A 15,670-nucleotide genomic window follows, 5' to 3' on the forward strand; every position below is an offset into this window, starting at 1 on the left:
GATGAAGCGCGCCCTCGGCTCCCTGTCGATCCTCTTGGCCAGCGCCGGCGCTAGCCATGCGCAGGAGATCGATCTGGCGGATATCTTTCTTGGGCGGGGCGATCCCCAGACCAACGAATTTCTGAACATGATCTTCGGGCCGCTGTTTCCGGTCACGGGCGAGCTGGCGGGCGCCGAGGAGACGCTGGTCTCCATGCTGATCGGCAACTTTAACGTCCTGTTCTTCGCGATCGGTGCGCTCCTGTTTGTTTACAACGTCGTGGTCGCTGTCACCGAGACAGCGCACGACGGATCGGCCTTCGGCAACCGCCATTCCTCGCTTTGGGTGCCGCTGCGTACGCTGCTGGCGGCCGCCCTGCTGATCCCGGTCGCCCACGGCTACAACGGCGTCCAATACGGGATCGCCTACGTGGTCAATGCCGGCACGGCGACGGCGTCGTTCTTCTGGGACGAGGCGGTCGACGCGATTATCGAGGATCGCATACCGGTTGCGGCTCCCGACTACGTCAGCCAAGACGCCCAGTTCATCCAGGCGCTCTATCGCATGGAGATCTGCAAGGAAGCCTATAACGTCGAAGTCGGCAAGGCTGGTGATCTTGAACAAATGGTCGGCGGTTGGGTGCCGGGCCGATCGCCGGCTGTGTACTTATATTCGCTGAGCGGTCGCCAAGGGACCTGCGGAACAATCAATCTGCCCGGCGAGACCGGTGGTTTTGAGCGGGTGGCCAATGCGGCCGGGACAACTTACGCGCAATGGGAAGCCGGAATGAAGGCGGCGATCAGTGCGTTGCAGACGAAAATGCAAAAAAGTGCGTACGATGTAGCGGAGGCAGCCGGTCTCCGAAATGAGCTTCCGCAATCCGCGGATCTAAAGGCCCTCCTCACGGAATGGCGCGTCGCGCATCAAGCAATCCTCGCTCCGCTCGTCGACAAGACAGACGAACTGGCCTCGCAGGCTGCCACGGACAGTCTGACGGAAACCGGCGTCCAGACGAGTTCGATGGACACTCAGCTCGCCGGCAATCTGAAGTCTGGCGGTTGGAGCCAGGCCGGGTTCTATTATCAGTTGATTGCCCGCTTCTCGGCCGACGCCGCGGCGGTGCAGCGGATGATGCCGGAAATGGAACCGGGTGACGCGATCGGCGCGAGCGCCAACCCTGGAGGGGCGACCTTCAACTCGGTACGCACCCAGATGACGAGCTGGTGGAACCCATTCAGCGACCCCAACTCTAGCGCCGCCGAGTTCCTTTCGGAGATCACCAACACCTATAACATCAGTGTCGGATGGTGGAATGAATCCGTCACCCGCAGCGGCCTTCGCGCTTTCACCAACGAACGGCAGGTCTTTGCCGACAGTGGCGGCGATATGACCAATTATCTTCCTTCGGCCGGGACGATGTTCCAAGCCTTCGAGTACCTGAACCCGATCGACGGCAACGATGATCCGCTGCTGTCATTGGTGACGCTCGGAAACGTTCTCGCCACTGCGTGCGTGACAGCTCTTCTCGCGCTTGGTGCGTTGGCGGCCATTCCGATCGCCGGCAACGCGGTCCTGTTCATCGGTCAGGTGCTGGGATGGATCATCAGCGGCACAGCCTTGGCCGGGGCGTTCTTGTCCTTCATCCTGCCGATGATCCCGACCGTCATGTGGGTCATCGCGGTCTCGGCTTTCTTTCTCTTGGTCGTGGAAGCGATCTTTGCCGGCCCCTTGTGGGCGATCGCGCATCTGACGATGGACAATGAGGGCATGTCTGGCCGCGCCGCCCGACGCGGCTACACGATGTTGCTCGCGTTGTTCCTCACGCCGCTTTTGATGCTGATGGGGTTCATCGTTGGGATGGTCATATTCCGGATCACCGGAACATTGATCAACGGCGGCTTCTACTACGCCCTGACCTCCGCCCAATCGCTTTCGGCCGACTCCTGGCTGTCGCCGATCTGGTTCATCGGGATCTTCATCGTCGTGCTGTTTCTCGGCTTCGTTTACGTCATTATTCTGGAGCGCTCGTTCAGCCTGATCGGCGAGTTTCCGGGCCGCGTGTTCCGCTGGTTCGACAACATCGGCGACGATCTCGACAGCAAGACAGCCGAGAGGACGCGGGTTGCGGCCTTGGGAACGGCGAGCGCCACAGGGCAAGTGGGCCGAGCCCTCGGTTCGAAAGGGCAGGGAACGCTTCAAGGGCCAAAACCGGACGCCGGGTCGAAGCCTAAGCAGATCGGGCGCGACGCCTGAGATCAGCGGGGCTGGCAGCGGCTCGGTCGGGTCCGTGGCAAACATCGGCAATCTCGAGTCCAACGAGCGATCAGGTGAAGAACCGGAGCTTCAACACCAGAACGCTCGTCATGCAGACGGCTAAGATCATGCCGACCAAATCCAGGATCATGCGCAATTCGTGATTGGCTCCCTGGTAGAAATCTACAAATCCATAGGGGTTGCTGAGAATATGAACGAGAGCCCAGGGACCTGAAAATCCGATGATGATTCCGAATAGAAGGATGGGCAACAGAAACAGCACGTAGAGCGTGCCATAGACGATCATTCGGGTCCTTCGCTCAACAGTGGTGAGATGAGTGCTTGGCCCTTTGTGAGGGGCAGCCCAACGAAATACTCCCATGCCTCTCTCCTCTCAAGCCGCTCTTTCACCATTCAAGCCATCAGCACTCTCGCTCTCTGGACGCATCATCCGACCGGCTCATAGACGAGGCACGCTGACCGCACCGGTGTCGGTCTGAAGCCGCTCGTTGATCACCCGGTCAAGCTCGTCGGCATTTGCGAGAGCCCGCTGATGGTCGACGGCAATGAAGACCGCGCTCTCAAGCCGCTCCCGACCTCTCAAGTTGACATAAAGACCGCCTGTGCATTGCTCGTACAGATAGTCACGATTTGGAAGATACTTGTATTCAGGATAGATTCCCGCTTGCTGTATCCATTCGGATAATGAGTAATAGCATGGCGGAACCTTCGTTTCTTTATAGTTTCTGTTATCGTCACGGTATGTGGCGATGCTTAGGTCTTGATTAATAGTATAAGGCCAACCTGGTAGCGTGGATTTTTCCGAGTCGATGAATTGCCAGACAAGGGTGTTGGGAAACTTATCAACCCCAGATGGTTCCCCGTACTTGGCAATGATTTGCTGCTTGTAAGCTTCGACGCTAATCGGCTCGTCATTGGCCGGCACGAAGCGGCGAATGATCCTGTAGGCACGGCCACCAATCGCTTCGGAACCGAACCAGGCAGTAACGAGGTTGCTTCCGGGCGTCTCGCCGGGCCTGACGCCGCTGTAAAGCGCCATTGGGTAGGCCGCCTCCATCTTGCTCGGATATTGAAACCGAACCTCGGAAGCGTTCTCGGCATTGGTGGCAAATACGTCGTTCGCGGCCAGACTGGCGAAACGACCTGGGCCGGTATAGGCGGCGCGAACTTCATCCGGCGTCATCCCGAGCTCGACACCGAGGATGTCGAGCGCAGTCCCTTCAGGGAACCCGGCCATCGCAGGACTGTCATCGACGGTCTGGATCGCCAAGCCGCTTGAGGGCGCATCACTCGGCTTCGGGGCGTCATCCCTTGCCTCCCGCGGTGTTCCGAAGCCCGGAAACCCACCAGTGCCGCCAGAATCTTGCGCCAAGACAAGTGCGGTGGAGGACAGGAGCGCAGCGGCTGTGATGATGTTGAGGGATATCGCGCGCATGGGTCTTCTCCTTTTAACTGGCTCGCTTGCGGTCCTGATCCGGTGGTGTGTTCCGCGTCCCGAAGTCTGTTTTCACCTTATGCCGTGATCGTCTGGCGAGAGCAGGGCATAAACCATCCGCGATGGTGACGCGCGCCGGGAGATCTCGAGACGGCTCGATCATGTCGCCGCCAAGAGATCGTGGCCAAGGTCTGGCAGCGTCATCGCGGTGAGCTCGTTCTTCAGAGGGTAAGACTCCTGACCGGGATAGATGACGATCCGACGCTCCGGATTGAGATCCTCGCACGCATGATGGAATCCGCGCCCAACCTTGGGGGCAAGGCTGCGTTTGATTTCGATGGCCCAGAGACGGCCGCCAGGGAGGGTGAGCAGCAGATCGATCTCCGCTCCTGCGGCGGTGCGATAGAAGTTCGCCGTCGTTCCCTCCGGAGCGGCGGCGATCAGGGTCTCGATGACAAAGCTCTCCCAGCTTGCCCCGGCGACGGGATGACCGAGGACGTCTTCCTGCGTCGTCAGCCCGAGCAGCGTGTGGGTCAGGCCGCTGTCGCGGACATAGATGCGAGGCGATTTCACGAGCCGCTTGCCGGCGTTGACGTGCCAGGGCTCCAGCCGGCGGACCAGCAACAGGTCTACGAGAAGATCGAGATAGGCTGCGACCGTCTTGCCATCGACGCCGAGGGCGCGGCCGAACTCGGCGATGTTGAGCAAGCCGGATTGATGATGGGCCAGCATGGTCCAGAAGCGGCGCAGCGTTTCGGCTGGGATGCGCGGCCCAAGCATGGGAATGTCGCGCTCCAGGTAGGTGCGAATGAAATCCTGCCGCCAGCGCTGGCTGATACGATCGTCCGCCGCCAGATAGCTGTCCGGGAATCCGCCACGTATCCAGAGCCGGTTGATTTCCTCGGGCGAAACCTCCAGGCCGTCGATCGGACGCATTTCGAGGTAGGCAATCCGCCCTGCAAGGCTTTCGCCGGACTGCTTCAGCAGCTCGATCGAGGCCGAGCCAAGCAGCAGGAACCGACCGGCCTTGCGGCCGCGGCGCCGCCCACTGTCGACCAGCCCCCGCAGGTTCTGGAACAGACCGGGCAGCCGCTGGACCTCATCGAGGACGACCAGCTTGTCTTCATGCTGGGCGAGGTACAACTCCGGATCGGTGAGCTTGGCGCGGTCCGCGTCGGACTCCAGGTCGAGGTAGATCGAGGGGCGATGTTCTGCGATCGTGTGAGCCAATGTAGTCTTCCCGACCTGTCGCGGCCCCAGAAGGGCGACGGCAGGCGCGGTGTCCAGAACGGATGTGAGATCCAACATGACGCGGCGCTCGATCATCCTTGCATTTAAGGAGTAGCGTTCCCGTTTTGCAAGGTTATTTCCCCTTGGCCGTTTGCCCGTCTATGCCGCGATCCTCTGGTGAGAGCAGGGCATGAACCGTTTGGCTTCCGTGCGGGTGATCCGCCCGGCATCCACCAGCTCCTGGGCCGATCGCCAGAGCGGCTTGGCGATAACCGAGGGCGGCGGATTGGTGAGGAGCTGCGTCACGGTCTCGGTCCAGGTCGTCACGGGCGTCGAAACGAAGCGGTCGCGGACCTCTTCGTCGAACAAGAGATACTCGCGAACCGCGATGCGGCCGCGCTCGTCCTCGGTGCGGATGAGATGCTGCACGACACAAAGCTGCAACGATGTGATCAGATCGAAGGCACGGCCTTCGCGCTCGTCGGTCGGGAAGACCGACGCCATGCGCCTTAGCGCCTCGGCGACGGAGCCGGCGTGTGTCGTCGTGTTGACGACGTGACCGGTGAGGCACGCCTCGATCGCGGCTGTCATTGTCTCGCGGTCGCGCGCCTCGCCGACGTTGATGATCGCCGGCGCGCGCCGCAACGCCGACCAGACGCCGTCCGCGAAGGTCTTCAGGTTGCGGCCTTCACCGATCTCCGACTGACCGATGAGCGAGGCGCGGTCCTCGACGTCGTTGAGGATGTCCGAATAGGTGAACTCGATCGGCGCCTGCAAATCGATGATCTTCTTGGCCTCGGGCGACTCCAGATGGGCGCGGGTGATCGCGGCCATCGTGGTGGACTTGCCTTGGCCGGTGGCGCCGGCGATCACGATGATACCGGATCGCGGCAGAAGGTAGGGACGCAGTTCGTTCTCAAGCTCAACGCTGTCGAGCGTCGGCGTGGTCTCGGGGAGGGCGCGCATCGAAATTTCGATGCCGTCGCTGCCGTGCTTCATGATGCCGGTCGCGTTGACCCGGAACCTTTGACGATGGCCGCGTCGCACGCGGACCTCGAAGGAGAAATCTAGGGCACGGCCCTGGCGCAGGATGGTCGGAGCGTCGTTGCCGTTCCACAGATGGCTGAGGATCAGGCCGACCTCGCCGCTTTGCGTGGCGCGCCGCATCCCGAAATACTGCAAGCCGTTGATCTGGATGCGCGGCCGCGTCTCGCTCTGGATGGTGATGTCGGAGGCGCCGCGCAGGGCGGCACCGACGACGAAGGTGTCGAACAGCGCCGTCTGGTCTCCGTCGAACCGCGAAGGTTCTTCTATCAAAACCGGGACGAACGATCCGCTGGGATCGAAGGGGGTTTGGTCGAGACGGGCGAGATCGATCATGATCCCGCAAACCGGCGCGTCACGGGTTCCCACTTGGCGGGGTTGCGCACGAAGGTCGCGGCATCGACGATTCGGACGGTCCGCTCGCCGATATAGAGCTCGTTCAGCTCGCCGCTGGTGCGGCGCTCGTCCCAGCGGATCGCCAGTTCCTGGATGAGGCCGGCATCCACCAGGCGGCGATATTCGATCATGCCGAGATAGTCCCGGCGTAATTCGTTCATCGCCGCCTGCAGCGCTGCGTCGGCCTGACCGACGCCAGCGACCCAGCCCTCCTCGAGGTAGGCGTCGAAGATCTTTCGCTCTTCGCCATCTTGCGGCAGATATTCGATGTCGGGCTCGTTCGGCTCATCGAGCGACAGAACGAGGTAGTCGCGCCAGGTGGGCACGACGCCGACGAGGCGGCCCGGCTGCTCGATGCGGTAGAACTCGTCGGCTGCGACGCTCTCGGTCCCGGCGTCGTTGATCTGGAGCGCCGAGGTGGCGCGGGTGACGATCGGCGGCACGACGAACCCGGCTTCCTTCGGGGTGACGTAGACGACGCGATTGAAGTTGAAGGCGCCGGAGAGCTTGATGCTCTCGCGTTCGAGCTGCTGCATGATCTCATAGGCCCGGCGATAGTAGCCTGCCTGTGCGGCGTAGGCGGTGGCCGCGTCGCGCAGGACCTCGTGCCGGAGCTTCTCGACCTCGGTGGCGGCGTATTTTCCCGAGCGCGCCCGATTGCGAAAGGTTTGGTAGTCGATCGGCGGCGGCCCCTTGGCGAGGATATCCGAACCTCCAATCAGCGGGAGCGCAGGAGCGCCGTCCGCATTGGGGGCGAGAGGATCGGCGCTGGTCGGTAGATCGCCGCCGGGCGCCAACGAAAGCCCATCCATCGTCATCTGCGTGCAGCCGCTGAGAAAGACGCTCGAAAGGAAGGCGAGGAAACAGCGTCGCATCACAAGATCACATCATCCTGGTGCGCGACCGGGCTGGATTCCGGTCGCTTGTAGCGCACCGTCATGACGCGCGCTCTCTGGTCGATCGTCAGCGTCGCACGGGTGCGCGCCTGCGCGAAGCCTTCTCGAAGCAGCCCGAGCGCCGTGAGGCTCGGCTGGTTGACCGAGACGGTGATCGGCGCGCCGGGCTTCTCGCCGGCGGCCGCAACCTCGTAGCCGAGGGCACCGGCGATATGCTTAGTCAGATCCTCGACGGTGCCTTGGAATTGGCTGTCGACGAGGATGAAGAACGCGTTGTCCGGCTGCGGCGGCTCGAGAAAGACGGCATTGGGATTGTACGCGGCAAGCGCTCCGTAGCGCGCTGCGAACTCCTTGTTGTCGACAGCGAAGGCCGTCTGCTGGTCGATGTAGCGGGAGACGGCCGAGATGTCGGGACCGACTGGCTTGGCGGCGCAGCCGGAGACCAGGAAGGCGGCGAGCATCGCGCACAAAACGGATCTGTCGCGCATCTCAGTCATTTCCTCAGCCTGCCTTAGCAAACAACCCGTCTAGCAGACCTCCCCAGCGATTCAACCTGAGGGCCAGCGCTCTGGAAGCATGCTGGCCGTTTCTGAAGGACTGTGGCCGCCGAACCACGCTAGCGCTCATAGCCATAACCTTCTTCATGCCCATGCTCGCGCTCATAGGCGCGCTGTTGCTCGAGGTGGCGTTCCACCTTGAGCGTCACCTCGCCCTCCTTATGGGCGATCTCGGTCCTGCTGGCCGTGGCGACAACGTCGGCGACGCGCGACCGATCGAAGCCCGGGAGATCACCGAGATTGGCCTCGTGGCCATCGACGCGGCCCTTGAGGCCCTCACGCCAATCCTTGACCTCGGCCCAGGCGGCGTGGTCACGCAAGGCTTCGACGGTCATCGTCCGCGCTGTTTTGTAATCGCCGCGACGTTCGATCTCCGCGGCGCTCACCAACGTCTCGACAAGCGACGCGGCACGAGGCGAAAGCGGCGGCAGCGGATCACGCACGATCTCACGCCATGCCGTCTCCTGGTGCGTGTAGCGATGTCGGGCCCGATCGACAAAGTTCACATGGTCCCGGATCGAAGACGAAAGAACATGCCGTCCGCGGAGCGCGGCTTCCCGCTCGGCGTTCGGTTTCAGGAGAAGCGTTCGCCCGCCAAGAAGCGCGCCGAACATCGCAGGGTTCTCCGTCACGTCATGCGCGACTTTTCCGTCCCCGCGATCAAGGCGCTCGTAGATCTTGCGCATCGCGTCCTGCGGGTCGCTCCAGATCTTCTCCGCGTAGCCGAAGAAGCGATCCCGATACGAGGCGAGACGGTGGTCGTGGCGAAGCCGCCGATCGACCGCCTCGTCGAAGCTGAGCGGGAACTGCGTCAGCGCCGGCAGGAAGGGTTCGCGATCGCGTTCCGTGACGGCTGCGGCCAGCTCGGGGGCCGCGCCGCGGTGCGCCGGGGTGTCGACTTCTAAACCGGTCGCCGGCGTCCTGGCGGCGAGCCTTCCGTCCGACGCGCGATCATTGCGGCTCAGGAGATGAGCGTCGAGACCTGCCTGATACTCGGCCTCGATGCGCAGGTCGTCGCGCTCCCAGCGATAGCCGCCGGCGAGAGCGTGCGCCGTCTCACACAAACCCAGCTCCCATCCGGCCCGCGAGACGGTGTGAACGTCCTGCCAGTTCGCCTGAAGCGAGGCGCGCGTCGCTTCAGGCAGATGCGCCAGATGCCGCTCGGCCGCTGCCTCGCTCAGCTCGGGTCCGATCGCCACGACCGTCGTCGCTGGCACGATCTCCTGCACGGCTTCGGCGTAGGCGGTGAAGGGGCGTGCGACCGACGAGCGCTCGAAGGCGTTCTCCGCCGCGTTGAACGCATCCCGGCGCGCATTGCCCTCGTGGTTCATCGCCGCCGAGTGCCCCTGCACATGGGCGAGCCTGTTGAGCAGCGGCCGAATCCGGTCGTCGACCTCCGGAACGATCAGGACCGCTCGAACCATTACCTCCGGAACACGGATCGATTCCGCCGTCTCGCGACCGAACAGACCGGCCGCGAAGGTCTCGCGCACCTCCCGAAGGACGTCACGCGGATGCGGCAGCCCGCGTCGTTCGAGGAAGCTCTCGAAGCGACCGGCAAGGCTCGCCTCGTGGGCGCGCCGCTCGGCGATCGCTCTCAGGCCGAGCTGGTAATCCTCGCTGGCCTCGTGATCGAGAGTGGTATCCTTCGGCTGATACTTCGCCAGCCGATCGAGGACCGCCACATGCGACGGCAGTTCGGTGGCCCAGCGGTTCGCGAACGTGTCCCGCGCGACGTGCATGACGACGTCCTCGCGCTGGCGCGTCAGGGCGACATGGGCAAGCTGCGAACCCATGAGGCCGGTCGCCAGCGCGTGCGCCTGGTCGACGGTGCCGCCCTGCCATTTGTGGATGGTCGTCGCGTAGGCGTGGTCGATATTGTTGTAGTCCTCGGCCCGGATGCGGACCGGCTGGTCGAACCCGGGCACCGCAATATCGAGCGACTGGACGCCGACCGCCATCACGTCGCCGATCGTGCCGTTTCGCACGCCCATCGCGCGGTTATTCTCCAGGAACAGGACGCGGTCGCCGGGTGCGAACTCGCGGACGCCGCGCTCCGTGACGAACCGATCGCCGCCGGTGAGCGCTCCATCGGATTTAAGCGTATCGCGCGCCAGGGCATTGAGGGCGCGCACGTCCCGGTTCTCGTAGGCCATCATCGTCACATCGGCGCCCGCACGCCAGTCGCGTGCCCAGCCGGCAACAACTGCGCGGTGCGCGGCGGTGCGATCATCGTGAAAGACAATCCGATCGTGCGCAGCATAAGCGTCGAGCGCCTGGCGGCTTCGACCGTGACCGAAATCGATAGAGGCTTCGACCTGCCAATCGATCCTCTGACGGCGCACGTCCGTCAGTTCGTAGGCTCCGACCTCGTTGTGGACGGCGGTGAACGCCCCGCCATAGCCGATGGACGCAAGCTGCCGGTCGTCGCCGGCCAGAATCGGCTTTACCCCCCAGTCATGAAGCCTCACAAGCAGCCGGCTCATCTGCGCCGAACCGACCATCGCCGCCTCGTCGAGTACGAAGACGTCGCCGGGCTTCAGGTGATCCTGACCCTTGGCCCAGGCCCATTCCCAGGAGGCGAGCGTTCGTGAGGCAATGCCGGACGATTGCTCCAGTGCGTCGGCCGCCTTGCCGGACAATGCCGCGCCATAAACACTCCGCTTCTCACGCTCATAAACGAACCGCACACCGCGCATTGCCGTCGACTTGCCGGCGCCGGCAAACCCGATCATCACGGCGATGCCTTCCTCGCCCGTCAGATGCGCAATGGCGCCGCGCTGTTCGGGAGAGAAGGCGAAACCCTGCTGGTTTTCTGCCTTCGCCAGCGAGATCTTTCGAAGCCCCTCCCGACCCCCAAACGAGAAATCCTGCGCTCGCGATCGAACGGCCTCGATCATCGCCGCTTCGCGATCCAATACCTCGACCGTCGTGTAGCGGGCGCGCTGCACGACTTTGTTCGTCGTCGGATCGTGGATCTCCGCCAGGATCGGGATCAGCTCGTTGAGCGCCCCGACACGAAGACGCAGCGACTGGAAGTCGTCGTTCTCGCCGGCATAGCGGAAGATCACACGGGCGATAGCGCGATCATCAAAGGTGGATTGCTGCCGGGTGATCTCACGAAGGACGAGGCTCGGATCGCGCTCGAAACGAGCAAAGTTCCGAGCCCGAGCCTCCTCGTCCTTGACCGCGCGTTCATTTTCAGTGCCACGCTGCCGCAGGTATTCTGAAGAGCCGCGATGAACACCGGCCTCTATGTCGTGAATGCCTTGATCCTTCAGCGAGCGATGGTCGATCGTCCGGTCATGCCCGTGGCGCGCCAGAGCATGATTGACCTCCTCGGCCCACCCACGACGCCAGGATTCGAGCTCGACCTTATCGCAGCCAAAGCGCCGGTAGCGAACCTTACCGGCTTCGGATTTCAGGAGATCTCCATGCTCGTCCCGCATGGGTGAGCGCTTCAGGCCGAACCCATCCTGCGTCAGCGGACGAAGACTGGTCATGATGTGGACGTGCGGATTGTGCTCACGGCCCTCGGGCAGATGATAAGCCCAGTCCGCCACATAACCGCGAGACGTGATCTGGTTGGCCACAAACGATCGAACAAGTTCGACGTTCTGCTCCCGGGTTAGTTCGATCGGTAATGCCAATGTGGTCTCACGGGAGTACTGCGCATCGCCGCGACGCTCGCTTAGTTCGACCCGGTTCCAGAATACCTCGGACGCCTGCACCGCGGCGGCTCCAGTGAGGGAGCGGTCCTCGTCGGGTGCGTGGGTCGCCGGGAGAGAACTCTCCTTCGGTAGCCCCATTTCCGCGACGATCCAGGCCGGCGCGTCGGGCGGGATCGAGATTTCGGAATGCACCGTATCGGCTTTTGATCTGTAGTCCGCTGTCCTACCGGACTGTTCAACCGTCATCGACGTCGAGTGTCGATAGGCGGCGGACGCAACAGCCGAACGTCCGTCGCCACCGGAGATAAAAGTCTGACGATAGAGGTAGATCGCCAATTCGAGCGTCCGCGAGTGCCCAGAGACGCGGCTTGGCCGCACAATGTGATCCTCGCAGGAACCATTGCCCTTGGCAATGGATAATTGCGCATGTTCGACATGATGCCAGAGCGATCGCTACGCGATCTCATTATCTGCAAAGAAGAATGGGATCCACGGAGGCGAAAGAGGAGTACGTTCTGGACCGCCTCCGAAGCTAGGAGGGTCCTTCAGGCCTAGACATTTTGGATCGAGCGCGGTTCACTGCGTATCGGGAATAGAGACCGGAAAGGGAAAGAGATGGCAAAGCGGAAGACAGCGCAGCAGATCAAGGACGAGATCGAGGCGTTGGAAAAGCAGATGCGCGGGATCTCAGTCTCTGAAGAGGCGCGGGCCGGAAAGCTCCTTCGCAAAAGCGGAGTCCTGGATCTCAATCTCAGCGAGAGCGAGATGCTCAAGGCATTCGAGGAGATGGCCGCGACCTTTCGCGGCAAAGGGGGCAGGGGACAATCCAATAGCAAAGCGGATGCGTCAGAAACTGGCTCGTCTGAAGCAAACGCATAACAGGATGACCAGTCCAAACGAGCGGCGCCGTCATGATACGCGGCTCAAGATCGAGTTGGGCGGGCTTATCGTAAAGGTCGGCATGAAGGCCGAGGACAAGGCCTTCCTGCTTGGAGTCCTGGCCGACGCAGCCGAGCTACGATCTGACGGCGACTACAGGGCGCGAATGATCGACCGGGGTCGACGGGAGTTTGAAATCGGACATGAGCGTTTGGCTGAAGGCCGATGATAGGGCCCGTCCGTTCTTGATCGGGGATTGATAATGGTGATGAAGGGAACGCGTATGGGGTCTCAGCAGGCAATGGCAGCTTTTCCAGGCGATGACAAAAAGGTCGTTTGGAAAGGCAACCCGGATTCCATTCGCAATGATGCCGCTGCGCTGGCGAAGCGTTTGGTGCCTTCGCTCGACAGTTCAGGGCTGCTGTTTGACGAAGGAGCGCGCGCGATCCTGGCGACGTGCATTGTCAAACTCCAGACTGAACGACCTGGTCAGTGGACATGGTTCGATCTCGTTTCTTCTACCAAGCGCGACGACGGCGCGGTTCAAGCCGACGCCGAGCGGTACTACCCAACTGCCGTGGAATGGCTCAGAAGCGACGGTCGGCTTTTGGATGCGGTATGGTCCACTCTTCACATGGCAATGTTTGAGACGCGCGATTGCCCTCAGTCTGCGAAGCCGCGGCTGCATTAGAACGTCGTTCATCCCCGATCCGACATGCGTCCTCGGTATATCGAACGGTTCTCGGTTAAGGTGAGGAGACGATAATGATCAAGAAACACAAGCCGTATCCGCCCTACTGGTGGGGTTTCGCCGCGTTGGGAGCAGGGTTGGTGGCTACCTTGGTGCTCTGGTGGTTCAATTTTGCGGGAACCTACTGGCGGCTTTGGGACGGTCAGATCCTAGAGATGCGCCCTTGGCCGGCGCTCTTCTGTTTACGCCCTTGGGACGTCCTCACCTGTCACGGGATATTTGAAACCGCAGGCTATCCCGACATGATGAAAATCTATCGTCGACAGGTGACGGTGTTCCTCCCGATTATCCTCGGCATCGCGGCTCTCTTCGCAACTTGGTATTATCGCAACAAGCCTCGTCGACAATACGTCCTCGAAGGTCCTTCGATCGGGGACAGGGATGATCTGCGCAAGGCTTGCGAGCGGGACTGGAAATCCGGCAAGGGCGAGGGGCTTCATGTCTTCGATACGCTGACGCTTTCGCGTGATCGCGAGGCCAACAATCTCGGACTATTCGGTGCCCCCGGAAGCGGTAAGACCCAGGTAATTTTACAACTTTGTCGAAACGCTCTGAGCCGGGGCGATGGTGCGATCGTCTATTGCCAGAAGTCGGAAATGGTTAGCAGCTACCCCCGCCATTTCGAAGGGGGGGTCGAGCAAAATCCGATCATCGTCGGACCTCATGATTACCGAAGCTGGGTTTGGGATATAGCCGCTGATGTCGACGGGCCGGAGTCGGCTCGCACTCTGGCGGACCGCATCATTAACTTGAACCGCGATGATCAGCACTTCTTCTCTGACACGTCGCGCCTTGTGGTGACGATGTATATCGCCAAGCTGCACGCTGTTTCGCCCCACGCCTGGTCGTTTGCGGATCTTGTTGCTCAGGTGGAACGCCCCTACGACGATATGGTGAAGGATGCGAGGAGGTATTACACTCCGGCTGTTCAGCTTCTGACGTCTGAGAAGCGTCAGCTCGATTCCATCCGCTCCTCCGTCCAGGTAGCGTTGGAAAACCTCCGGCTGCTTGCCGTGGCCTGGCCGACAAAGAAGGAAGGGGACGATCGGAAGTTCTTCTCAATCCGAAAATTCATCAACGGCGAGTACCCCGAAAAGTCGGTCCTGGTCGCTCGTAGCGGCGACTTTCCTCAAATGTCCGAAATGTGGATCGTCTTGTTTTTTTCGCTGGCCCAGCAGGCTGCGTCGAGCGACTCCATGAAGGCATCGAACACGCGTCGTGTCTGGTTCATTCTCGACGAGTTTGCACAACTTCCCAAGATGAAAGCCATCAGCCAATTGATGGTGACGGGCCGGGAACGCGGCTTTCCGATGGTGCTCGGTCTTCAAAGTATGCGTCAGGTCAATGAGACCTACGGGCCGAACGAGTTCGATACGTGGTGGTCGTCTATCCAGACAAAGATCATTTTTCGCTCCGAGGTGGGAGAGATTACGTCCTGGTTCGCGGAGAAGCTCGGGAAGACGCGGCTGTTGGAATATAAGCTCGAGAAGAATGCAGACGGAACGACCGACACCAAGAGCAAGGAACGAAGCGATTCCCCGTTTCGATCGGAGGAGTTCGGACATCTTCTCGGAAAACGAGAGGACGGAATCGATGTTCATGTGAGCGGTATTGGTATGGATCACTATCTCGTTCGGGCGCCCTTCTACGAAAAGACGGCCTCACCCGTGTTCAGAGATGCTTACGAGCCTGCCGACTGGATCAAGGCGCCAAGGCCTTCGGCCGAAGATCTCCCGAAAGCCATGCCGGAAAAATCGGTCGCGCTAGAGGAGGCGGCCCGCGCTAGGACGCCGTCACCTGTCGAGCCGGGAGTGATCAGCCACATTCAGACGGTTGATCGTCAGGGCAACATCGGCGCTTCCTCTAATGCCGCTATCCCGTCCGCCGAACCCGTTCCGACCGGATACAGTGCTGAGAACATCGAGGTCCTGAAGGGCTTGAGCCCGGCCAAGCGCCGGTCTAGCCTTTATACCAGCGACCCGGTTGAGGACGACATCGAGGTGTCAGAGGTAGACGACGAGGCGAAACGCAAGGCGGCGAAAAACGGCTGACGAGCGCCTGCAGAAAGGCCGACGTTATGGATGAGCCGTCCGATGACGCCCCCGACACGATCGTCGCCTCGCTCGAAGACTGGACCGGGTCGCTCGGCCTCTCGACGGAGGCCGGCGTCGTCTTTCGAGCCGCTATAGAAGCTAATGACGGCGACGTCGTTCGAGCTCTCGGCGGCCTGGCGCAAGACTATGTTCGCCTGCAAGGCGCGATCAGCCGCGGCTATGGCCGTGACCCGCTAGGGTAGCATAGCCGGCGACTGGGGCTGTCCAGATACCGACCGGCGCGAGAGGCGGGCCACTGGCCCGCCCTTGCTGCTGGGAGGCGCTCCGCCTAGTCGGCGGAGGACATGAGGTTGAAGGTGGTGGCGATGATGTCGACGGTGAATTTCCGATCGTCGCCCTCGCCGTAGGAGCTCTCGGAGCGTGTCAACGAATGTGAGACAGCCGGAGCGATAGATTAAGCTTGGAGTTGGAGCTTGTTGTTGGGCGGATTGATCCAGACGGCG

The 15,670-nt window shown here is 61.7% G+C and carries 13 protein-coding genes; 6 read left to right on the top strand and 7 right to left on the bottom strand.

Going from position 1 to position 15,670, the window contains the following annotated elements:
- Position 1 precedes the first annotated feature (1 nt).
- Complete coding sequence (locus VQ044_RS15025; protein WP_327648746.1) at positions 2 to 2,233, top strand: DotA/TraY family protein; 2,232 nt, start codon at positions 2 to 4, stop codon at positions 2,231 to 2,233.
- A 70-nt stretch (positions 2,234 to 2,303) separates the two neighbouring features.
- Here the strand turns inward: VQ044_RS15025 and VQ044_RS15030 are convergent, their stop codons facing one another.
- From VQ044_RS15030 to traA, 7 genes are all read right to left on the bottom strand, one after another.
- A complete protein-coding gene (locus tag VQ044_RS15030) occupies positions 2,304 to 2,540 on the bottom strand; it encodes a hypothetical protein (protein ID WP_327648744.1) in 237 nt (78 codons plus the stop codon).
- A 153-nt stretch (positions 2,541 to 2,693) separates the two neighbouring features.
- Complete coding sequence (locus tag VQ044_RS15035) at positions 2,694 to 3,689, bottom strand: hypothetical protein (protein WP_327648743.1); 996 nt, start codon at positions 3,687 to 3,689, stop codon at positions 2,694 to 2,696.
- Positions 3,690 to 3,848: 159 nt separating this feature from the next.
- Positions 3,849 to 5,015, bottom strand: a complete 1,167-nt coding sequence (locus VQ044_RS15040; protein ID WP_327648742.1) for an ATP-binding protein — start codon at positions 5,013 to 5,015, stop codon at positions 3,849 to 3,851.
- A 63-nt stretch (positions 5,016 to 5,078) separates the two neighbouring features.
- Entirely contained in the window at positions 5,079 to 6,299 is a 1,221-nt protein-coding gene (locus VQ044_RS15045; RefSeq protein ID WP_327648740.1) for a type IV pilus twitching motility protein PilT, read from the bottom strand.
- Positions 6,296 to 7,234 carry a type IV secretory system conjugative DNA transfer family protein gene (locus tag VQ044_RS15050; protein WP_327648738.1) on the bottom strand — a complete coding sequence of 313 codons (939 nt, stop codon included), beginning with the start codon at positions 7,232 to 7,234 and terminating at the stop codon, positions 6,296 to 6,298. Before VQ044_RS15050 ends, VQ044_RS15045 begins: the two co-directional genes overlap by 4 nt.
- Positions 7,234 to 7,743 carry a DotD/TraH family lipoprotein gene (locus tag VQ044_RS15055; protein ID WP_327648737.1) on the bottom strand — a complete coding sequence of 170 codons (510 nt, stop codon included), beginning with the start codon at positions 7,741 to 7,743 and terminating at the stop codon, positions 7,234 to 7,236. Before VQ044_RS15055 ends, VQ044_RS15050 begins: the two co-directional genes overlap by 1 nt.
- 128 nt (positions 7,744 to 7,871) lie before the next feature.
- Positions 7,872 to 11,861 carry a Ti-type conjugative transfer relaxase TraA gene (gene traA / locus VQ044_RS15060; protein WP_331827703.1) on the bottom strand — a complete coding sequence of 1,330 codons (3,990 nt, stop codon included), beginning with the start codon at positions 11,859 to 11,861 and terminating at the stop codon, positions 7,872 to 7,874.
- A gap of 237 nt (positions 11,862 to 12,098) precedes the next feature.
- On the opposite strand from traA, the gene VQ044_RS15065 reads away from it, so the two are divergent.
- The 5 genes from VQ044_RS15065 (at position 12,099) to VQ044_RS15085 (ending at position 15,409) form a co-directional block, all read left to right on the top strand.
- The gene (locus VQ044_RS15065; RefSeq protein ID WP_327648734.1) at positions 12,099 to 12,362 is read left to right on the top strand and encodes a TraC family protein; all 264 of its coding nucleotides are present in this window, start codon (positions 12,099 to 12,101) and stop codon (positions 12,360 to 12,362) included.
- A 4-nt stretch (positions 12,363 to 12,366) separates the two neighbouring features.
- Positions 12,367 to 12,591: a conjugal transfer protein TraD gene (locus VQ044_RS15070; RefSeq protein ID WP_327648732.1), complete on the top strand. Its 225-nt coding sequence runs from the start codon at positions 12,367 to 12,369 to the stop codon at positions 12,589 to 12,591.
- A 33-nt stretch (positions 12,592 to 12,624) separates the two neighbouring features.
- On the top strand, positions 12,625 to 13,053 hold the full coding sequence (locus VQ044_RS15075; RefSeq protein WP_327648731.1) for a hypothetical protein: 429 nt from the start codon (positions 12,625 to 12,627) through the stop codon (positions 13,051 to 13,053).
- Between the two features lie 74 nt (positions 13,054 to 13,127).
- On the top strand, positions 13,128 to 15,164 hold the full coding sequence (locus VQ044_RS15080; protein ID WP_327648730.1) for a type IV secretion system DNA-binding domain-containing protein: 2,037 nt from the start codon (positions 13,128 to 13,130) through the stop codon (positions 15,162 to 15,164).
- Between the two features lie 26 nt (positions 15,165 to 15,190).
- Entirely contained in the window at positions 15,191 to 15,409 is a 219-nt protein-coding gene (locus VQ044_RS15085) for a hypothetical protein (RefSeq protein WP_327648728.1), read from the top strand.
- The last annotated feature ends 261 nt before the right edge of the window (positions 15,410 to 15,670 follow it).

This window comes from Aurantimonas sp. C2-5-R2 (genome assembly GCF_036549495.1).
Taxonomy (GTDB): domain Bacteria; phylum Pseudomonadota; class Alphaproteobacteria; order Rhizobiales; family Rhizobiaceae; genus Aurantimonas; species Aurantimonas coralicida_A.